Here is a 19,161-nt window from a genome sequence, read left to right on the forward strand (position 1 = left end):
GACGCCTACCGACAGACCCGAGCTCGGGCTGCGCAGTCTCTGCAGGACCTCGTCGACAGTCGTCCCTGGGACGATTCGATGTGGACTACCTTTGTCACTTCGTCGCGGTCCGACCGACTCTAGGCATCAGCTGCACGAAGGCGTGGCATGGAAGAGTGATGACAACGATCGCACACGCCGCAATTCGTGTGCACATCTTGGGAATCACATTGCAGTCGGACGTCTCCGAGCATCGGCTCCTGGAGGAACTGCGTCGCCGCGGTTACCGCGTGCAGCCAAGCGATCTACGCCTGGCGCTCGACGACATCGTCAGACGAGGCCTGATCGAGCGGCACGACACAATGCGGAGATGCCGAAATCGTCGCACCTACGAGGCGACACCGGCCGGTCGCATGGCGTGGGCCGACGAGTGCCGTGCCTTGAGCAAATTCACCCACGAAGTGTTCGGGACCCAGCTACCGCCGCTGCCGGCGCAAGTCGGTCTCGACGACTCGCAGGCGTGGTCATCCGCACCCCGTCGACAGAACGGTGAGACAAAGACCTCTCGGGCGACCGGTCAACGCGCGTTCTAGGCTCGGTCCGGCTCTGAGTTCGCCGTCTTGCGCGACCTGGTCAGCAGCCACCATCCCAACGCTGTGACGATGACAGCTCTTCCGCCAGTCGCGATGGCGTGCAACATGGCGTCTGCAGTAGTGGCGGGCCGGTCGACCACCTCACCGTCCGGAGCCAGCCAGATCTCTCGTGTTCCACCGACACGGTCTTGTCGCTCACGCCCAACTGCTGCCGTGATCTGGCGACCGTCGCGTTCTGACCACACGACGAATGATGTGTCGTTGTCCTGCTTCGGAGTGCCGACCACTTTCGCGGTCACCTCATGCCGTGGAGGCTGGTTCTCAACGACAACCTTGTTTCGGGCGTAGGCGTCACTACCCATGGTCAGTGCGACCAACACTCCCAGCAGACCCATCAACGAGACGACGGCCAGCAGCACGCTTTCGAGACGGTCGGCCGAACGCACCAGCTCGTTCGATGACACATGCATGACCCGCCAGCTGTGCAACTCGCGAGACAAGAACCGCAACATGGCTCGCCTCCAAACCGGGAGTTCTGACTACGGTGCCCGGCCCACTCACAACCAAGCCTCCCCTGGAGTCAACATGGCGGCGCGAACCCAGAAAAGGGACTTACGTAGTACGAGAAGGGCATCAAGTACAACGACGGCGGCGACAGCAGGACGAGCGACGACGGTGGCCGCGCTGCCTCGGGCGGTGGGGTCACCGGCCCGCATCCAGTGACTGCCGACACTGCCGCTGCGCCTCGTCCAACCGAGCGGGACCGGTCTGCTGTAAGAAGTACCGGTGCCAGAAATGCGTCCCCGTCCACGAGCCGGATCCGTCTGTTCCGGCTTCGTCGGCGCAGGTGCCGGGTGATGCGCGTCATCGTGGTCGGGGCCGGCGCCGCCGGCTCGCTCGTCGTGTTCCACCTGGCTCGACTGCTGGCCGCGGACGAACGGACAGACACACTCGAGGTCGTGGTCATCGACGCGGTCGACCAGGTCGCCGGGCCGGCCTTCGGCACCACGGATCCTGCCCACCTCCTGAACGTCCCCGCATCGGGGATGTCGGTGGACCCGGACGAGCGGTTCGACTTCGTGGACTGGTGCCGGTCGGAGGGGCTGGTCGCCGGCGAACAGGCGCACTACTTCTTCGCCCCGCGGGCGCAGTGGGCCCGCTACCTCCGATCCCGGCTGGCGGAGGCCTGCGAACGCGCCGGAGACCGGCTGAGTGTCCGGCACCTGCGTGACGACGCCACCACCGTCACCGCCGTGGGTGACGGCGTTCGCGTGGAGACGGCGGGCGGGACAGTCGTCGACGGGGACCGCCTGGTGCTCGCGACCGGACTTCCCGGCGTGGGCGACGACTGGGCGCCGTGCGACCTGAGTGAACAACCTCGATACATCGCCGACCCGTGGCTGCCCGACGCCCTCGAACCGGTGCTGGCCGACGACGGGGACGTCCTGGTGGTCGGTACCGGCCTCACCATGGTCGACGTGGCGATCAGCCTGCTGAAGTCCGGCGACGACCGACGCGTGGAAGCCATCTCGCGCGGGGGTCGATTGCCTCGACGTCATGCCGACACGTACCTCGGCGAGGTCGTCCCCGACACCTCGACGTGGGGCGACAGCCTGGACGAGATCCGGGCCGCGGTCGCCACCCATGTCGCGAGAGTCGAACGCCTGCTGGGGAACTGGCGACCCGGCGTCGACGGTGTGCGCTACCGGATCGCCGAATTGTGGAGGCGGCTCGACGAGACGGACCGCCGCACCTTCGTCCGCGACCTCGCCGGGGACTGGGGTGTGCGTCGTCATCGGATGCCGCCGTCGAGCGGTGCGCTGATCGACGAGGCCCGACGGACGGGCCGTCTCGTCGTGCGCTCGGGGCGGATCACCCGAGTCGACGCGGTCCCGGACGGCCTGGTCGTCGCGACCGGCGAGGACGAGCGCACCTATGCCTGGATCGTGAACTGCACCGGCCCGCAGACGGATCTGCGACGACTCGGCAATCCCGTCCTCGACTCGATGTTCGACGCCGGACTGGCGACGACCGACCCGCTCGGTCTGGGTCTGGTCACCGACGACGGTCGTGTCCTCGACGCCGCCGGCCGTCCGGGCCCGATCTGGACACTGGGATCGCTGCGCCGCGGTGAACTCTGGGAGTCCACCGCCATACCCGAGATCCGCACGCAAGCAGAGGAATTGGCCGCGTCGCTCATCGGTGACACCTGAGGTCACCGATGAGCGACGGGTTGCTCGGGTCAGCTCGTCAGGTCGCGCTGACGAGTACCGCCGTGCCGAGCCAGACCAGCGCGGCCACCTTGATGACCTCGACGCCGACATAGACGAGATGCGCTGAGCTACGCGGACCGTCGTGTCCGGCCAGCACGGCGTCGGACCGCTTGGTGAGGGCCGGCCGGACCGCGATGAGCTGGACGACCAACGCGGCGACCGCAACCCCGGTGGCAGTCGGTATGGCCGCTCCCGGCCAGGAACCGAGTACGACGGCGACCAGGATGGCGACCGCCCAGACGAGCTCCGCGGCGTTGAGAGCACGGAAGACCAGCCGGCCGATCCCGAGACCGATGGGCAGGGTCACGCCGGGCGCCCGGAACTTCAGCGGTGCCTCCAGGAAAGAGATCGCGACGACCATGCCGAGCCACACGAAGGTGAGCGCGGTGACCACCGCCGCGGCGGTGCTCATCGGGCACCCGATCGCAGGAGTTCCGGACCGAAGGTCTCGTAGTGGATCCGACTCTCCGCGATGTCGCGGCCGAGGAACTCCTCACGCATCGAGGACAGGAATCCGGTGGGGCCACAGAGCATCACATTCGATTCGGGGTGCACCTCGACATTGTCCAGCGACATCTGCCCGACCCGGACCGAGTCGGAGACGATGTGCGGCGAGGTGTTCTCATACCACTGGATGAGTCGACCGGTCGGCAGCGAGTCCACCAGTGCGGCAAGCATTCCGCGGTGCGGCTGACGGTCGCGGGAACGATCGGCGTGCAGGACCGTCACCGGACGGGCGTCGCCCTTCTCCGACAGTGCGGTCAGCAGGCCGATCACCGGCGTGCAACCGATGCCGGCCGAGGCCAGCAGCAGCGGGGCGTCGTCGTCGGGCAGGACGAGATCGCCGAAGGGAGTGCTGACTCGCAGGATGTCGCCTTCGAAGACGTTCTCGTGCAGGTGGGCCGAGACCTCGCCGGCGAGTTTGACGCTGAAGCGCCACTGGGTGTCGACGGGAGACCCCGTCAGGCTGTACTGGCGGATCTGCTGGGCGCCGTCACTCAGCGGGACCTGCACCGAGATGTACTGACCGGGACGGAATCCCGGGAGACCGCCGTCGACAGCGGCGACCGTGAGAGCGATCGTGTCGGGCGAGACCTGGACGCGGTCGGTGACCCGGACCTCGCGCCACACCTGGCCGGGCTCGACACCCGCAGCGGCATACAGGTCGGATTCGGAGGCGATGAGCAGATCCGCCATGTCCCAGTACAACTGGTCCCACGCGTCGGCCACCTCCGGCGTGACGGCACCGCCGAGGACCTCGACGATGGCCGCGAACAGGTGCTGGTGGACGACCTTGTACTGATCGGCGGTGACACCCAGCGAGGCGTGCTTGTGCGCGATCCGGTCCAGGATGAACCGCTGGCGTCGAACATCGGGTTCGAGCTGGAGACGCGCGAAGGCGGCGACCGAACCGGCGAGGGCCTGCGGCTGTTCACCGCTCTTCTGGTGGGTGCGGTTGAACAGGTTGTCCAGCAGGTTCGGATGTGCGTCGAACAGTCCGCGATAGAACCGCGGGGTGATCTCGGGGAGAGCTCCCTCGACTGCGGGCAGGGTCGCTGCGAGAGTGGCGCGTTGGGTGTCGGACAGCATGAGAACTCCTCTGTTCACTTGCTCACTGGGTGAGAGTCTCCGGCCTCCGGCCGGAAGTCGTTGTCACCGTTGGGCGGCCGCGTCGACAACGACAGCAGCACCGCGGTGGTCGGCTCGCCGGCGAGATCGGCGACGGTTTCGGAATCGAGGCTGTCGTAGAACGCGGCGGCTGCCCGGGCGAGCGCACCCCGGAGATGGCACCCGCGGCGCAGCGGGCACGGCTGCGGGCCTTCGCAATCGACGACCTCCCCGTCACCTTCGAGGGATCGCGCGAGCCAGCCCACGCGCGCTTCGCGACCGAGGTCGGTGATCGTCAGACCCCCGGCCCGGCCACGGCGCGCATGGACGACACCCATCTCCGACAGCCTGCCGACGACTTTGGCGACATGCGTGTACGGGACGGCGAGCTCCGCCGCGAGATCCTTTGTGGTGAGAGATGGTGCAGCCGAGGACTGTTCACCGGCGACGGCGAGTCGCATCACGACCCGGAGGCCGATGTCGGTGAAGCGTGTCAGCTGCATGCGGCAAGTCAAACATAAATTGGCATCACCGATACCAATTTATGTGACGTGTTCTCTATCACTCGGCGATCGACGTGCGACCGTCCTCACAGGTTTCCCCAGGGTCTGAGCGCGCCGAATCATGGTGCGCGCATTGTCGATCGCGGCACAGCCGGGGTCGTTGTTGAAGTACACGTAGACGTCGCACTCAGCGTCGAAGCTGTCGCGCAAACGGCGCAGCCAGGTGTCGATCGCACGGACGCCGTAGCTCATCGGCCGTGTGGCGGTGCCATCGTGCATGCGCAGGTATCCGAAGTCGGCGGTCCGCCACAGCGGGGTGAGGATCCGACTACGGCGATCGGCCCAGCACAGCGCGGCGTTGTGCCGTTCGAGGACCTCACGTACCTCGTCGGTCCACCAGGACTCGTGACGCGGCTCCACGGCGATCTGGACACTGTCCGGGAAGAGCTTCAGGGTGTCGGCGAGGGCGTCGGGCTCTGCCCGGAGGTTGGGCGGCAGCTGCAACAGCACAGGTCCCAGCTTCGTCCCGAGACCGGCGGCACGGTCGAGAAAGCGTTCGACCGGTTCGGCCGGCTCCTTCAGCCGCTTCACATGCGTGAGATAGCGGCTCATCTTCGCCGCCATCCGGAAGTCTGCGGGAACCGCGTCGGCCCAGTGCTCGAACGCCGTCTTCTCGGGCAGCCGGTAGAAGGTGTTGTTCACCTCCGCCGTGGTGAACCGTTCCGCGTAGTAGTTCAGCCACAGCCGCTGCGGGAGCTTCTCGGGATAGAACGCGCCGCGCCAGTCCTTGTACTGCCAGCCGGAGGTACCGATGTGGAGCATGCTGCTCACCTCTGGCCGCGTGCCGACGCGGTCGGCTCGACACGATCGTCCGATGGCCGCACGCCCGTGGTGGGGATCACCACGATCGGGTACCCGCTTTCGGCATGTGCCAATCGCCGCCGGCAAGGCTCCGCCGGCAGAGTGGTTCCTCGATCGTGGTTATTTCCGTTGACAGAGTCGCATCGGGACGCGAGCATCTGGTTCATGCATCCGTTCGTGTCGTCGCCCGCTGGGCGTGAGGAGGTCGTCGGCGTCGTGCGCGCCGACGGTTGAGTGACCTGCCCCGACCGGCGCGAGTACCGCATCCGCGGACCGCGCCGGTCGACGCGTGCCCTCATTCCCTTCACGACACCCGAGGTGTTTTTCCTTCATGCATGCTCTGACCGAGTCCGAGATCCGCTCTTCCCTCGTCAATGCGACCGTCCGCGAACGCAAATCACTCATCCTGCCGCCCGATTTCACGGAAACGAATTGGGAGCGGACGGATTTCGTCGGCTGGCGAGATCCGAAGCAGCCGGTGGTCGGCTACGTCGTCATCCCGACCGACGTCGAGCCGGTCGGCGTCATGCTCCGGCTGGGCGGACGCCAGCCGCGCAAACGCCCGCTGTGTTCGTTCTGCGAGGACGTCCTCCTGCCCAACGACGTCGCTTTTTTCAGCGCCAAGCTCGCCGGTGCCGCCGGACGCAAGGGCGACACCATCGGCACCTTGATCTGCTCGAACTTCGAGTGCTCGAAGAACGTCCGGATGAAGCCGCCACCGATGTTGGGCGGCCATGACCCGGAAGCCGTCCGGCAGCAGCGAATCGAGTCGCTGCGAACACGCCTCTCCGGCTTCGCCGGTCGCGTGCTCGGCACGTCTGCGTGAACGACGACCCGCGAGTCTGAATGACGTCGAGGACCCCGCTCCGCGATTGCGGAACGGGGTCCTCGATGTGAGAGGTCAAGCGGTCTGGAGAAGCTACTTCTTCTTCGGCGGAGCGTTGAGCAACTGGATGAAGGGCTGGGCGTTGGCGATGGCCGATCCGAGTCCGCCGACAGCGGTTCCGCCCAGCGAGGCAGCCGAACCCAGCAGGATCGCGCCGCCGATGCAACCGGCGAGGGGGCCGGCTCCGAAGAGCAGGGCCACCGGCGCGGAAACAACACCCGCAGCCACGGCGCCGAGCAGACAGCCACCGACCAGGCCCGTCGCCGCGCCGAGGAAGCCTCCCACACTCGCGGTCAGGCCGATGTTGTCCTTCACGCCGGCGACAGCGGCCTGCAGGTCGACATTGTGACGAACCGGCTGCAGCCGGGCGGCCAGCGGCGAGGTGTTCACCGTCAGCGTGGCCGACCGGCCGTGCACGTAGGCATTCACGGGATGGGTGAAGTCGTCGACGGCCAGGGTCAGCGGGATCGATTCCACGTTGTGTCCGTTGCGGTCGCGAAGGACGAGCTGATTACCGGACTTGACGAATGAACCGGTGTCGGTGGAGACGACTACGCTCGAGTCGTGCCGAGCCACGTTCCATTGGGTACTGACCGGGCCTGCGGTGTCGGCGTAGGCGGTACCGGTAGCCACACCCATGGACGCGATGACCATTGCCGCCGTGGCAAGGATTCTGTTGAACTTCATCGAGTTCGCTTTCTCTTTGTGCCCCAGCACTTCCGGGGCCACCTTCGGACCGCATGACCATAGGGGCCCCGGACAACCAGGCTGGCGTCCGGCAGCCGGCCAGTAGGTGAACAACAGGAGAAAAGCGGTGCAGAAAACGGCAAACAATACCAATCGGGCGACTCCGTGTGGGTCGCGCGCCGGTGACACCGGACATCCGGGTCCCAGATCCTGCCGCGCCGAGCTTCAGCGAGTGATCACGCGGTCTGTTCCGACGGCGGGACCGGCACCGTCACGTCCGTGGTGGGGTCGGTTCCCCCAGTCGGCGCGACGAGGTCGCCACGCCGCTCGGCCACCGAGCCGCGCAGCCGTCGGGTCACCTGTCGCAGCGCCCATGCGGGCGACGGCTGTCCGGCGAGCGTCGTCACCGTGCGATCGGTCGCCGGACGGCCGGCGAGCCGGTTCGCGAGCCAGGACACGGCCATCGGGCCGGACAGCGGCAGCAGCGAGATGTGCTCGCTGAGCTGATCCCGGACATATGTGACGGGCACCCCCTGCTCGCGGTAGCGGGCGACCTGCCGGTCGACGTCGGCGACAGCGATGATCGGATCGCGCACCGCCTGCACGACGAGCAACGGGATGTCGGGGCGATGGGTGCCGAGCTGCACGTCGCTCATCATCTCGACGATCTCGCGCTGAGCCAGGACGTCGGCGAGCGGGATGTCGAGGTATCGGTCGATGTCGTGGTTGCGGAACCGGCGCACCGCGTGCAGCGTCGGCATCTCGGCGATCTCGTCGAGATGCCGACGCCCGGACGGGGTCGCGTGCTGCAGGATCACCTGGTCGAGCTGTGGATACACCCGGCGCAGACCGGCGATCACCATGACGGGCAGACCGGCATGCAGGCTCCCGTTGAGTCGCAGTAGCGCCGAGGCCATGTCACCGACCGGTGATCCGAGGACGGCGCCGACCAGCCGGAGTTCCGGCGCGTACTCCGGCGCCATCTCCGCAGCCCATGACGTCGCCATACCGCCACCGGAGTAACCCCACAAGCCGACCGGGGTGTCGTGTGAGAGTTCATGATGGGTGAAGGCCAGCGCTGCGCGGATGCCGTCGAGGGTGCGATAACCGGGCTCTCGTGGAGCACCCCAGGCGCCGAGCATGCCCTCGTGGTCGGGGATGGAAACCGCCCAGCCCTTCGCGAGCGCGCGACGCACCACGAGGAATTCGAAGGGTGCGATGGCGTGCCCCGCCCGGGCACCCTTTCGCAGCGCGTACGACGGGAAACTCTGCGAGGTGACGGCATCGATCGCGCACTGGAACGACAGCAGCTGGAATTTTGCCTCGCCGGCTCGTCTCCGCGGCAGCACGACCGTGGTGGCAGCCACCCCGGCGACGCCACGGAGGTCCGTCGACCGATACAGCAGTTGCCAGGCATCGGTGCGGTGCTGGGAGGCCCAGTAGTCCTTGAGCTCGACCTGCCGGCACCGGATGATGTCTCCCGGGGCCAGGGCGGCCACATCGGCCGGCTCGTCGTAGAACGGATCGTGCACAGGAAGCAGCACGTCGGCAGGCTCGTGCTGTCCTCGATGAACACCGGCGGTCATCGTCAAACCTCATCTCCGGGACGCCTCCGCGCCCTGTACCGGATACTCAACGGATTCCGCGTTCACGGCATTCCGGGCGACGCCCCCTCTCTCCACGATGGCACGTCGTGGTCTTCCCGTGGTTCGTCTGGAAGGAGAAACAGCGAGGATGACCGAATCGATCGACGAACGCCGTCGTGCGGAGCTGAGGCGGATCGCCCGCGAGGACTTCGGCTGGACCACGCTGCGACCCGGGCTGATCGAGGCGATGGAGCCGCTTCTCGACAGCCGCGACGTGCTTGCGGCGATGCGCACCGGATACGGGAAGTCGGCGATCTATCAGGTGGCCGGCGCCATGCTCGACGGGATCACCCTCGTCATCTCCCCGTTGATCGCGCTGCAGCACGACCAGGTGGCCGGGATCTCCGCCGCCGACGACGCACCGATCGCCGTCGCCCTCAACTCCGCGCTCGGTCCGCGGGCACTGACCCGTGCGTGGGACCTCGTCACCGCCGGGGGCGCCGAGTACGTGTTCGCCGCACCCGAACAGCTGGCGAAGACCGAGGTGGTCGACCGTCTCCGCGACGCGGGCGTCTCGCTGGTCGTGGTCGACGAGGCACACTGCATCGCCGCGTGGGGCCACGACTTCCGCCCCGATTATCTGCGTCTGGGTGCGACGATCGCCGGCCTGGCGGCGTCGCCGAGGTCGCCTCGGCCACCGGTCCTGGCCCTGACCGCAACCGCGTCGCCACCGGTCCGCGACGAGATCATCACCGAACTGCGCATGCGGGAACCGGTCGTAGTCGCGACCGGCTTCGACCGTCCGAACATCCGGCTCGAGGTACGACGCGCCGCCCACGCCACGGACAAGCGGCGCGCACTGATCGCTCGTGTCACCGAACTCGACGGATGCGGCCTGGTCTACGTCTCCACTCACCGGGCGGCGATCGAGTACGCGTCGGCATTGCGGGGGCGCGGGATCCGCGCCGCCGGATACCACGGGGGCCTGCGTGCGGTCGACCGGTCGCAGGTGCATGGCGACTTCCGTGCCGGCGAGGTCGACGTGGTGGTGGCGACGTCGGCGTTCGGGATGGGCATCGACAAACACGACATCCGGTTCGTCGTCCACGAGTCGGTGCCCGATTCGCTGGACGACTACTACCAGGAGATCGGTCGTGCGGGCCGCGACGGCGACCCGGCCCTGGCCCTACTGTTCTATCGGCCCGAGGATCTGGCCCTGCGGCGGTTCTTCGCCGGTCGGCATCCCGTGGAGAACGTACTCCGCCGCGTGTTCGCGGCGCTGCCCCCGCAGGGTGAGCCGATCCCGCTGCGTGACCTGGGTCGGCGACTGGACCTCCGGACACGCACCCTGATCAACTCGCTGAACCTTCTCGAGCAGGCCGGCGCGGTGCTGTCCGGACCCGACGGATACCGAGTCGGTCAGACGACGGCGGATGACGCGGTCGCCGGAGCGGTGCACGCCGCCGACGTCGGGGCCCGGATGGACACGTCCCGCGTGGAGATGATGCGCGGCTACGCCGAGACCGCCGACTGCCGACGCCGCTTCCTGCTCGGCTACTTCGGCGAACACCGTGTGGGTGCCTGCGGCAACTGCGACAACTGCCTGACGGGAGCGGCCCCACCCTCGGCGATCCTCGACGCCGACGTACCGTTCCCACTCAATCACCGTGTGCGGCACGAAGACTGGGGAGAGGGCGAGGTGGTCCGCGTCGAACCGGATCGAGTGACCGTGCTCTTCGACGAGCAGGGTTACCGCACGCTGTCGCTCGACGCCGTGAAGCGGTCGCAGGTGCTACGTGTCGTCGGAGAGCAGTGAGCGGGAACCGCGACACCACCGGCCCGAAACAAGAAGGCCGGTCATGACTTCGGTCTCCATTCCTCGTCCGCCAGTGGCGCCTCGTTCAGCTGGCTTCGCCGGTTGCGCCAGTCAGGCAGTTCCACGTCCATGAGAGCAACGAATCGCTGTCCGTGCCCTCGTTCCAGATAGTGGGTCATCTCATGAACGACGATGTACTCCAGGCATTCTGGTTGCTTCTTGGCCAGCTCGACATTGAACCATATGTGGCGCGTTTCTCGATTGCAGGAGCCCCATTTGGTCTTCATCTTTCGCACACTCCATTTGGGGACAGAAAGTCCTAGTCGCTGTTCCCACGTTTCGATGAGAGGGGGCAGCGCATGCCGAAGTTGCTGCCGGTACCACTGGTCAAGTAGCTGGCGATGCCGCTCCGGTGACATCTCGCCGTGGGTGTAGAGCAACAACCGACCGCCGCTGACTTCGAAGTGCGGCCGGCCAGGGCGCTCGATCAAGGCGAGGCGCAGCCGGCGTCCCCACACGTAGTGCGATTCACCGGTTGTCATTTCCCGCTCAGACTGACGGGGTGCGTTCCGGAGTTGATCTCGCTGCGTACGAATCCATGCGTACCGTTGCAGAACAGCCAGTCTGACCTGGTCCTCGGTAAGAGTTGGAGGCGCGGCCACACGGACCCGTCCGAGCGGTGGTTCGACTGCGATGTGCAGATTCTTGACGTCTTTGAACTCGACGTCGACCTCAATGTCGCGGACGGTGAGGTACCCAGTCGAGGCGGTGGGGTCTGGCGAATGGTCAGTGGTACTCATCGTGAGCCTTCACCACTGCCATGAGTTCGTCGAATTCATCGTCGCCGAAGTCGGCTGGCAGTTCGGCTCTGATCGCGTTCCGTACAAGTCGCTGCTTGAGTTTGCTGTCGATCCAGTGGTGCGGTTTGACCTCACGGATGACGATGTCGATTCGTTTGGCGAGAGGCTCGTCGCCGAGGTTGTCGATCAGCGCCCGTAGTCCCGTGTGGATCGGACTCTCGCGCTCGGGTCGTGCCTTGCGTGCGAGTTCGATGAGTTCGGCGAGGTAGTTCTCATAGTCGATCGCTTCTTTCCGCCGCCGTTCGATGAGTGCGGTGAGGAGGTCACTGACGTGGTCGTAGTACTTGGGGTTCATCATGCGTTCGTCGGTGAGGATCTTGCGCACGTTGTTGACGATCGTCTCCGACACAGCCTGCGGATTGCTTCTGACGCCGGCTGGGAGGAGGCCGAGAACATCGGGGCCGAGTTCGACGATGAGTTCGATGAGTCCTTTGTCCTCAAAGGTGGCGACAACCCTGGATGTGTCTGCCTGGATGTAGGTATCTAGGAGGTAGCGCATTCCAGCTTCATATTGTTTGAAGTCGACGTTCTCGCCGGCACCGAGTTTGACCTCGGTGCGGATGCTGATGTAGTCGGCGACTTCTGTCTTGATCTGCGCTGCTTGGGATTTCGTGTACCCAGCCTCGGTCATGTCGCTGGCGATGTTCGCGTAAGCGCTGGTGACCGCCGACACTGCTTTGTAGAGCATGACCCGCTTGGGTTCGTTGTCCTTGAGTTGCTTCGTGTCGCCTTCATCCTTGGCGCAGAAGTACTGTTGGTACGCGTAGGTGTCCTTGGGCGGCTTAACGGGTTCGACGAGTGCTCGGATCTGCTCGAGTGCCTCGTCGAGATCTTCGCGCGCCTTCTTGATGCGATCGGTGAGGAGTCCCTCGATGTCGTCCTTCTCGTAGCCGTCGAGTGCTTCGGCAGTGTAGTCGTGGATAGCTGATTCCAGTGATTTGAACAGATCACGGTAGTCGACGATGTAGCCGTAGTCCTTATCGTCCCCGTCGAGTCTGTTGACGCGGCAGATCGCCTGGAACAGGCCGTGGTTTTGCATCTTCTTGTCGATGTAGAGGTAGGTGGCCGACGGGGCGTCGAACCCGGTGAGTAGCTTGTCGACGACGATGAGCAGTTTCATCTGGCCGGGGTTGTCGACGAATTGTCGTTTGACCTCGCGTTCGAACTGCTCGACTTTGCTCATGGCTTTGTCGGCGGGTTCGTTGAAGTAGTCGGCGAGCATGCGCCGGTAGATCTCGTACTGCCGGAGCTTCTCGGTCTTCCCCTCCCCCGAGCGTTCTTTCGCGATGTCACTGGTGTTGGGGACGTAGCTGGTGACGATGGCGCACTTGCCTTGGAAACCAGCGTTGCAGAACAGTTCGTAGAGTCGGCATGCCTGGTAAATGCTTTCCCCGACGAGCATGGCGTTGCCCCGTGAGGTCTTGAGGCGCGGTTTGAGTTCCATGTCGAGGAGGATGTCGTTGACGATCTGTCGCGATCGGGGTTCGCCGGAGGCGATCTTCTGCATCGTCATCCAGCGTTTCTTCAGCTCGGCCTTCGACAGGTCGGTCATGTTCTGCGTCTTGGCCTCGAACCACTGGTCCACCCGATCCGGTGACGTCAGGTGCTGGTCGATGTTGCGAGCTTCGTAACGCAGATCGAGGACCACACCATCGGCCACGGCCTCGTTGAACTTGTAGGTGTGGATGAACGAACCGAAAGTCTCGATGCTGGTGGCTTTGTCGGACTTGAGCAGCGGGGTGCCGGTGAAACCGATGAACATCGCCTCGGGGAGTAACTGCTTCATGGCGTCGTGCATAGCGCCGGACTGCGTGCGGTGGGCTTCGTCGACGAAGACGAAGATGTTGCCCTTCGCTTTGAAGTTCTTCGGGATCTTCGCGTTGAGTTCCCGGATGAATTCGGCGGTGGCCTCCTCGTCCTCGCGGTCGGAGTCGGGGGCCCGGAACTTGTGCACCAGTGAGCACATCAGCCATTGCTCCGACTTGTTGAGTGTGGCGATCAGGTCGGCGCCGCTGCTGGTGCGATAGATGTCCTCGTTGACACCCTTGAACACCTTCTCGATCTGCTCATCGAGTTCGGTGCGGTCGGTAATGAGCAGCACGCGTGGATCGTTGGGCTGGTTCTCCCGAATCCACTTGGCAAGCCACACCATCGTGAGGCTCTTGCCGGATCCCTGGGTGTGCCAGATGATGCCGCCCTCGCGCTGAGCAATACGGTCCTGCGCCGCTTTGACGCCAAAGTACTGGTTGTGTCGGGGTCCCTTCTTCACGCCTGAGTCGAAGACGATGAAGTCGTGAATGAGTTCGAGAAAGCGGTGCTTCTCGCACATCTGGAGGAGGGCGCGATCGAGCGGTCCTACCTTGCGGCGGAAGGGTTCTTTCCAGGTGAGCCAGTACTTCTCGGGTGTGTCGATCAGGCCGTAGCGGAGGCCTTCGACGTCGTTACCAGCAAACACAAACTGGACGGTGGAGAAGAACGGCCGGATGAAATCTTGTGACTGGTTGCCGATCGTCTGTCGAATACCCTCGGAGACAGCGACTTTAGACCGCTTGAGTTCTAGGGTGGCCAGGGCGATGCCGTTAACGTAGATCACGATGTCGGGGCGCTTGGTGTGTTCGCCCTTTACCGTCACTTCTTCCGCGACAGCGAAGTGATTAGCTTCGCGATCATTCCAGTCGATCAGCCAGACAGTTTCGTACTGTTCCCCGACGCCAGGCTTGACCTTCACCCCGTAGCGAAGCAGGCCGTAGACCTCGCGGTTCGCCTCATAGAGATCGTGGCCGGCGCCGACTGCTGCGGCCTTCCCGAGACGGTCTAGTGCACGAGCGATGAGGTTCTTCTCGTAGCCCCGGGCTCGGAGACTTGCGACCAGCAGACCCTCGTCGATACTGGAGTTGCCGACTCTGGCAGCCCAATTGCCGAGGTAGTCGTACCCGAGATTCGTGTTGAGAAGATTCACCACACGTTTCTGCGTGATGCGCTCCCTCTGACCAACCTCACTCATGGTTGGCCTCCTGGCTCATGGCCTCCTCGAGCCCCTCGGACTCCCATTCTCCGTAGGTTGTGCGTGTGCCCTGCACCTTCCAGTCGAGGCGGCCGTTCGCAGGACGGCCAGCGACCACAGCGGCCGCTGCGCTGGGGCTGGAGAAGGCGTGGTCGCGGTTGAAGATCATCGTGCCGCCATCCGATGAGAGTACGAGTGTTCCGTCCTTCTCCAACTTTGTGCGCAGCCCAATGTAACTGTGGCCCGCTGCCCCTATCCACGCGGAACGCGCATGGGAACCTTCGAACACTGTGAACTCGCCATCGACTTCTTGCGCGGTCGCCGAGATACCCAACTTCTTCATCGTCATCTCAAACACAGGTGAATCAGTGCGGCCACCGTGGGAATCTGGGGGCGACGCCACCGCTGTTCTCGGGGATCGAAATATGTTGACTCCCAATACCGGCAGCACGATCTTGCTCTGGTCGACGAAGTACTCCATGTCGGACATATCCGCCTCGGGCAGCACAATCGGCGCGGGCGAGGTGCCGTTGGTGAGCCGCGCTCGATTGGCTTGCAGCGCGAGCGTGATGAACCGACTCTCCAGGTATCTGGCGTGCGCCTTGGTCAGGTTCGCGTCTTTACTCGTCAGCACGATGGCCCGATCCCAGAAGTCCTTGCCGTTCTGGTTTTCTGGGCGCGCGTGGTGGTATAGGCGTTTGCTAACGTCATCACCTTCGCCGATGTATGCCATCTGCCCGCCGACGCTGTCCGGATCGTCACCCAGCAAGATGTAGATGCCTGTGCGGGAAGTCTCGGGCCGCTTCAACAGAGCGGCCAGGTCTGAACGCGGGGCCGCTACAACATGACCGGTCCAGTTCATGATCTCTGCCGTCAGCAATCCTCCAGGAGTGCCGTCAGCGAGGAACAGCCGAACCGTTTTGCCAGCGCTCACGATCCATCCTCCTCCACCGGCAGGCGTGTACGACCAGTCAGGAGTTGCTGCATCATCCCAGTCTTGATATCGCGAGCCTTTTCGAGCCGAGAGTGGAGTACCTCAATCTCGATTTCTACGTCCCGCAAGACTTTCGAGATAGCCTGCTGCTCACTTACAGCCGGAAGGGCAATTGTGAAATTACGCATGTCCGCCGCGTACAGATGGTAGACGGTCGAACCACGCACGAGCTGAAGGACCTGATCAGCGTTCTGACGAATTGCGCGCGCCAAGAAAGGTCCATACCCCCGCTCGCTGTCGGCTCTTATGACAAGGATGTCCCCACCCAGTGCCACCCCGGCAGCCCCGATCGCGCTCGCTTTCGCGAGGCCGCGAGGTGTCACATCCGATGTAGGCATCAGGACATCCAGGGCTTCCGAGAGAACCACTCGCCCATTCGGCGTTGTACGACTTTTCACTTCGGTAATCTCCGCACCGTAGAAGGTGAATAATTCGCCGTAGTGAACAGACTCCGTGGAACCGGTCGAAGTGAGTGCGGATTTTGGCAAACCCGAGCCCTTACTGAAGCTTGCAATTTCACCGAGCGTGACATGTACCCACGCTTGATTGAACCCCGGCAGGCGGGTGCTGCCGGTCAGGAGTTGCTGCATCATGCCCTGCTTGATCGCCTGCTTCTTGGCGATGAGGCGTTCGAGTGTGGAGATCATCTGACTTGCGTCGTCGAGCGCATCCGCAATTGCGCACTGTTCAGCGGTTGAAGTTGGCAGCAGAACACTCTCATTGTGCAAGTCATTCCGGTTGACGCCGGGAACACCACTTTTTCCCTTATGGGCGTCATAGTCCACACGTTGAAGAAGATAATAAATGAACCGAGGACTATTGCCGTGGAAGTCAGAGACCCATAGAGTCGTATTCAGAGGCCAGAATCCAGAGCTTTGGAAGAAGACCTCTCCAATTGTGCCGTATCGCCCAGTCACAACACCCGGTCCCGCAACCACTGCCTTGTTATGCCAACCACTGACGCCTGATGAGCTAACAACCGGTACACGTCCTGGTCGACGGTTGCGCGCAGGCAAGTCGAAGCCGCGCTGCAGCGTGGCAACACTTCCTAGACTTGTTTTTCGCCACCTCATCAGACGATTCCTATAGCTTCTAGATGGCGCGAGACTCTGTCCTCAAGCTTCTGCAACTCACTGTCAAGATCAGCGATCGTCGACGCGTATCGCTCCCCGAGCAGCAGGATTCGATCAACCAGGTTCAGCGTAAGCGCTTCGACCCGACCATCTATGCGGTGGGCGATAGCAGACTGCCACTTGGCATCGAGCACAAGGGCCTTGACATCGCTCGTCGTCAGATCTCCGTACATACTCAGTGTCACCTGGTCCAGCTCAGCCTGCGCATCTTTGGCAGCCTTCTTCGCGTCGGCCTCGGCGTCGTAGAGCTTGAGCAGTTGCTGCAAGGATTCAGCTTCGTCTGGGTCTGCCCCTTCTCGTTTAGCTGTCCGCAGGCGCCCACTTACAAGTGCCTTCGTGACCTTGCCGTCGTCCATGGCTTCGGCGAGCGGACCGTCTTCGGTCCCGTTCTCTTCGATGTACTCCTCGACGGCTCGTGTCGCGTCGCCGGCAGCCGCATTCAGTTCGTCGAGCTCAGCTTGCTCAGCAGCGTAGTAACGAGCGACGATCAGTGCCGGTGGGACGAGGTCCATCTTGTACTTGGTGGCACCTCGTCCCTTGCCGACGACGAGATCGGGTGTCTCCGAGAGTTTTCGGACCTTGTCTTCGATGGTCTTGCGGGGTTTGGCCGCGTCGAGCCAGCCGTCACTCATGATGAGGTAGACGTCGTCATGCATGACGTCGTGCCAGTAGGTCATGAGTTGTTCGTAGACGTCGTACTCGTCGAGTAATGGCACGTCGGCGAAGCTGAGGAGGAGGTCGTCGCCGATCTCGGTGATCAGGTGGTTCGGTTTCGTGTTCGCAGTGATGTGGCTGAGCCGCGCACGGTGTGAGGTGAACCAGTCCGTCGCGATGGCCTGGGCCCGTTCTGCGAACTCCTTGAACTCCTCAGAGTCGAGGATCGCCTGTTGTACGTCTCCGACGTCGATGCGGAGGTCGCTGTAGCCGGGCCGGTTGCGTTTGAAGAGGTGTTTGCGCAACGTCGGGAATGCATCCCAGTAGTCGTTGAGGGCATCGAGGTCGCGGTTGGGGATGCCGCCGTTGATGTGGGCGTCGAGGTCCTGCAGGTCTTCAGGCTCCGAAGAGTCGATGTAGCGGGGGATGTTGAGGTTGTAGTCGTTCCTGGCGTCGGCGATCTCTCGCAGCGGCACCATGCGCGAGTAGCGGTCGATTTCTCGCTCGTTGGTGAAGGTGTCGACGATCTTGTGGATGTCCTGGCTGCGCAGCCGGTTCTTGGGTCCGTCTTTCATGAAGCCCTTGGAGGCATCGATCATGAACACACCGGTCCGGGCGTTGGCGTTCTCTTTGTCAAGTACGACGATGCAGGCCGGTATTCCGGTGCCGTAGAACAGGTTTGCGGGGAGTCCGATAATTCCCTTGATGTATCCCTGCTGGAGCAGGCGTTCCCGGATCGAAGCTTCGGCATTTCCGCGGAAGAGTACGCCGTGGGGCATGATGATCGCGGCCTTGCCTGTGCTTTTCAGGGATGCGAGCGCATGGAGCAGGAAGGCGAAGTCGCCGTTTTTCTCGGGCGGACGGCCGTAGTCGAACCGGCCATACTCGTTTTCCAAGCCGTTGCTCCACGACTTCACCGAGAACGGCGGATTCATGACCACATAGTCGAAGCGCTCGAGTTGATTGCCTTTGAGGAAGGCTGGGCTGGTGATCGTGTCACCCTTCGCGAGTTCGGCAATCTCGTTGCCATGCAGGATCATGTTCATCTTGGCCAGCGCCCAGGTTGAGAAGTCTTTCTCCTGGCCGTAAATACTCATGCCGTGCGGTGCCTCAGCGGCCGCTTTCAGCAGCAGCGAACCGGAGCCGCACGCGGGGTCGAAGACGGTATTGCCCCTCTTTGTGTGCGGTCCAATGCCGACCACCTTGGCAAGGATTCGGGAGACCTCAGCGGGCGTGTAGAACTGGCCTTTGCTCTTGCCCGATTCGGTGGCGAAGTGGCGCATCAAGTACTCGTAGGCGTCGCCTAGTAGATCATCGCCCTCGGCCCGGGAACCGCGAAAGTCCAGGCCGTTGAAGATCTCGACCAGCTTGGAAAGCCGGTCCTGCATCTCCTTGCCTTTTCCGAGCTTCTCCTCATCGTTGAAGTCCGCCAGATCGATGACGTTGCGCAGCTCATTGGCAGTCGCCAGCTTGGCGATGACCTTGTTGAACCGGTCGCCGATCTCCACCGACCCCTTCGCCTTGAGTAGATCGTCGAACGACCCACCATGAGGTACGTCAATGAGGCTGTCCGGATCGGCCTTGGCCTTGTCGGACACGTACTTCACGAACAGCAGGGTCAGGATGTAGTCCTTGTACTGGCTCGCGTCCATGCTGCCGCGCAACTGGTCGCAGCTCGCCCACAGGGATGAGTACAGATCAGACTTCTTCAATGCCACAGCACG

The 19,161-nt window shown here is 63.7% G+C and carries 16 protein-coding genes; 4 read left to right on the plus strand and 12 right to left on the minus strand.

The features are described from left to right. The first annotated feature begins 158 nt into the window (after nt 1-158). Nucleotides 159-572 carry a helix-turn-helix transcriptional regulator gene (locus BPODLACK_RS01925; protein ID WP_024500034.1) on the plus strand — a complete coding sequence of 138 codons (414 nt, stop codon included), beginning with the start codon at nt 159-161 and terminating at the stop codon, nt 570-572. Here BPODLACK_RS01925 and BPODLACK_RS01930 read toward each other — a convergent pair. After that, nucleotides 569-1,084: a hypothetical protein gene (locus BPODLACK_RS01930; protein WP_159404580.1), complete on the minus strand. Its 516-nt coding sequence runs from the start codon at nt 1,082-1,084 to the stop codon at nt 569-571. The genes BPODLACK_RS01925 and BPODLACK_RS01930 overlap by 4 nt on opposite strands. A 345-nt stretch (nt 1,085-1,429) precedes the next feature. Here BPODLACK_RS01930 and BPODLACK_RS01935 point away from each other — a divergent pair, with 345 nt between their 5' ends. Next, the gene (locus BPODLACK_RS01935; protein ID WP_159404581.1) at nt 1,430-2,785 is read left to right on the plus strand and encodes an FAD/NAD(P)-binding protein; all 1,356 of its coding nucleotides are present in this window, start codon (nt 1,430-1,432) and stop codon (nt 2,783-2,785) included. A 37-nt stretch (nt 2,786-2,822) separates the two neighbouring features. Here the strand turns inward: BPODLACK_RS01935 and BPODLACK_RS01940 are convergent, their stop codons facing one another. From BPODLACK_RS01940 to BPODLACK_RS01955, 4 genes are read right to left on the minus strand one after another with little or no spacing between them, the layout of a single operon-like run. After that, nucleotides 2,823-3,257, minus strand: coding sequence for a hypothetical protein (locus BPODLACK_RS01940; protein WP_159404582.1), 435 nt, complete (start codon nt 3,255-3,257; stop codon nt 2,823-2,825). Continuing rightward, complete coding sequence (locus tag BPODLACK_RS01945; RefSeq protein WP_159404583.1) at nt 3,254-4,435, minus strand: globin domain-containing protein; 1,182 nt, start codon at nt 4,433-4,435, stop codon at nt 3,254-3,256. The genes BPODLACK_RS01940 and BPODLACK_RS01945 overlap by 4 nt, the downstream gene beginning before the upstream one ends. A 14-nt stretch (nt 4,436-4,449) precedes the next feature. Continuing rightward, nucleotides 4,450-4,956, minus strand: a complete 507-nt coding sequence (locus tag BPODLACK_RS01950; RefSeq protein ID WP_006437469.1) for an RrF2 family transcriptional regulator — start codon at nt 4,954-4,956, stop codon at nt 4,450-4,452. Between the two features lie 39 nt (nt 4,957-4,995). Next, nucleotides 4,996-5,778, minus strand: a complete 783-nt coding sequence (locus tag BPODLACK_RS01955; protein WP_159404584.1) for a DUF72 domain-containing protein — start codon at nt 5,776-5,778, stop codon at nt 4,996-4,998. A 370-nt stretch (nt 5,779-6,148) separates the two neighbouring features. On the opposite strand from BPODLACK_RS01955, the gene BPODLACK_RS01960 reads away from it, so the two are divergent. Then, nucleotides 6,149-6,643, plus strand: a complete 495-nt coding sequence (locus BPODLACK_RS01960; RefSeq protein WP_159404585.1) for an FBP domain-containing protein — start codon at nt 6,149-6,151, stop codon at nt 6,641-6,643. A gap of 93 nt (nt 6,644-6,736) precedes the next feature. On the opposite strand, the gene BPODLACK_RS01965 is transcribed toward BPODLACK_RS01960, so the two are convergent. Beyond that, nucleotides 6,737-7,390 carry a hypothetical protein gene (locus tag BPODLACK_RS01965; RefSeq protein WP_159404586.1) on the minus strand — a complete coding sequence of 218 codons (654 nt, stop codon included), beginning with the start codon at nt 7,388-7,390 and terminating at the stop codon, nt 6,737-6,739. A gap of 236 nt (nt 7,391-7,626) precedes the next feature. Next, nucleotides 7,627-8,976 (minus strand): lipase family protein, encoded by a 1,350-nt coding sequence (locus BPODLACK_RS01970; RefSeq protein ID WP_159404587.1) that lies wholly within the window; start codon nt 8,974-8,976, stop codon nt 7,627-7,629. A gap of 148 nt (nt 8,977-9,124) precedes the next feature. Here BPODLACK_RS01970 and BPODLACK_RS01975 point away from each other — a divergent pair, with 148 nt between their 5' ends. Beyond that, complete coding sequence (locus BPODLACK_RS01975; protein ID WP_159404588.1) at nt 9,125-10,792, plus strand: RecQ family ATP-dependent DNA helicase; 1,668 nt, start codon at nt 9,125-9,127, stop codon at nt 10,790-10,792. A gap of 41 nt (nt 10,793-10,833) precedes the next feature. Here BPODLACK_RS01975 and BPODLACK_RS01980 read toward each other — a convergent pair whose 3' ends face one another. Genes BPODLACK_RS01980 through BPODLACK_RS02000 form a run of 5 tightly spaced genes read right to left on the minus strand, consistent with a single transcriptional unit; the run spans nt 10,834 to nt 19,155 of the window. Next, nucleotides 10,834-11,592: a M48 family metallopeptidase gene (locus BPODLACK_RS01980; protein WP_159404589.1), complete on the minus strand. Its 759-nt coding sequence runs from the start codon at nt 11,590-11,592 to the stop codon at nt 10,834-10,836. Beyond that, complete coding sequence (locus tag BPODLACK_RS01985) at nt 11,579-14,656, minus strand: type I restriction endonuclease subunit R (protein ID WP_159404590.1); 3,078 nt, start codon at nt 14,654-14,656, stop codon at nt 11,579-11,581. Before BPODLACK_RS01985 ends, BPODLACK_RS01980 begins: the two co-directional genes overlap by 14 nt. Beyond that, nucleotides 14,649-15,590 (minus strand): GIY-YIG nuclease family protein, encoded by a 942-nt coding sequence (locus tag BPODLACK_RS01990; protein ID WP_159404591.1) that lies wholly within the window; start codon nt 15,588-15,590, stop codon nt 14,649-14,651. The genes BPODLACK_RS01985 and BPODLACK_RS01990 overlap by 8 nt, the downstream gene beginning before the upstream one ends. Continuing rightward, nucleotides 15,587-16,723, minus strand: a complete 1,137-nt coding sequence (locus BPODLACK_RS01995; RefSeq protein ID WP_159404592.1) for a restriction endonuclease subunit S — start codon at nt 16,721-16,723, stop codon at nt 15,587-15,589. The genes BPODLACK_RS01990 and BPODLACK_RS01995 overlap by 4 nt, the downstream gene beginning before the upstream one ends. Next, a complete protein-coding gene (locus BPODLACK_RS02000; RefSeq protein WP_159404593.1) occupies nt 16,723-19,155 on the minus strand; it encodes a type I restriction-modification system subunit M in 2,433 nt (810 codons plus the stop codon). The genes BPODLACK_RS01995 and BPODLACK_RS02000 overlap by 1 nt, the downstream gene beginning before the upstream one ends. Nucleotides 19,156-19,161: the final 6 nt, after the last annotated feature.

Source organism: Gordonia sp. YY1, from assembly GCF_009872315.1.
Taxonomy (GTDB): Bacteria; Actinomycetota; Actinomycetes; order Mycobacteriales; family Mycobacteriaceae; genus Gordonia; species Gordonia amicalis.

Coding starts and splice junctions, on each gene's coding strand:
- BPODLACK_RS01925 (WP_024500034.1), top strand. CDS start 159: ATGACAACGATCGCACACGCCGCAATTCGTGTGCACATCTTGGGAATC.
- BPODLACK_RS01930 (WP_159404580.1), bottom strand. CDS start 1,084: ATGTTGCGGTTCTTGTCTCGCGAGTTGCACAGCTGGCGGGTCATGCAT.
- BPODLACK_RS01935 (WP_159404581.1), top strand. CDS start 1,430: ATGCGCGTCATCGTGGTCGGGGCCGGCGCCGCCGGCTCGCTCGTCGTG.
- BPODLACK_RS01940 (WP_159404582.1), bottom strand. CDS start 3,257: ATGAGCACCGCCGCGGCGGTGGTCACCGCGCTCACCTTCGTGTGGCTC.
- BPODLACK_RS01945 (WP_159404583.1), bottom strand. CDS start 4,435: ATGCTGTCCGACACCCAACGCGCCACTCTCGCAGCGACCCTGCCCGCA.
- BPODLACK_RS01950 (WP_006437469.1), bottom strand. CDS start 4,956: ATGCAGCTGACACGCTTCACCGACATCGGCCTCCGGGTCGTGATGCGA.
- BPODLACK_RS01955 (WP_159404584.1), bottom strand. CDS start 5,778: ATGCTCCACATCGGTACCTCCGGCTGGCAGTACAAGGACTGGCGCGGC.
- BPODLACK_RS01960 (WP_159404585.1), top strand. CDS start 6,149: ATGCATGCTCTGACCGAGTCCGAGATCCGCTCTTCCCTCGTCAATGCG.
- BPODLACK_RS01965 (WP_159404586.1), bottom strand. CDS start 7,390: ATGAAGTTCAACAGAATCCTTGCCACGGCGGCAATGGTCATCGCGTCC.
- BPODLACK_RS01970 (WP_159404587.1), bottom strand. CDS start 8,976: ATGACCGCCGGTGTTCATCGAGGACAGCACGAGCCTGCCGACGTGCTG.
- BPODLACK_RS01975 (WP_159404588.1), top strand. CDS start 9,125: ATGACCGAATCGATCGACGAACGCCGTCGTGCGGAGCTGAGGCGGATC.
- BPODLACK_RS01980 (WP_159404589.1), bottom strand. CDS start 11,592: ATGAGTACCACTGACCATTCGCCAGACCCCACCGCCTCGACTGGGTAC.
- BPODLACK_RS01985 (WP_159404590.1), bottom strand. CDS start 14,656: ATGAGTGAGGTTGGTCAGAGGGAGCGCATCACGCAGAAACGTGTGGTG.
- BPODLACK_RS01995 (WP_159404592.1), bottom strand. CDS start 16,723: ATGAGGTGGCGAAAAACAAGTCTAGGAAGTGTTGCCACGCTGCAGCGC.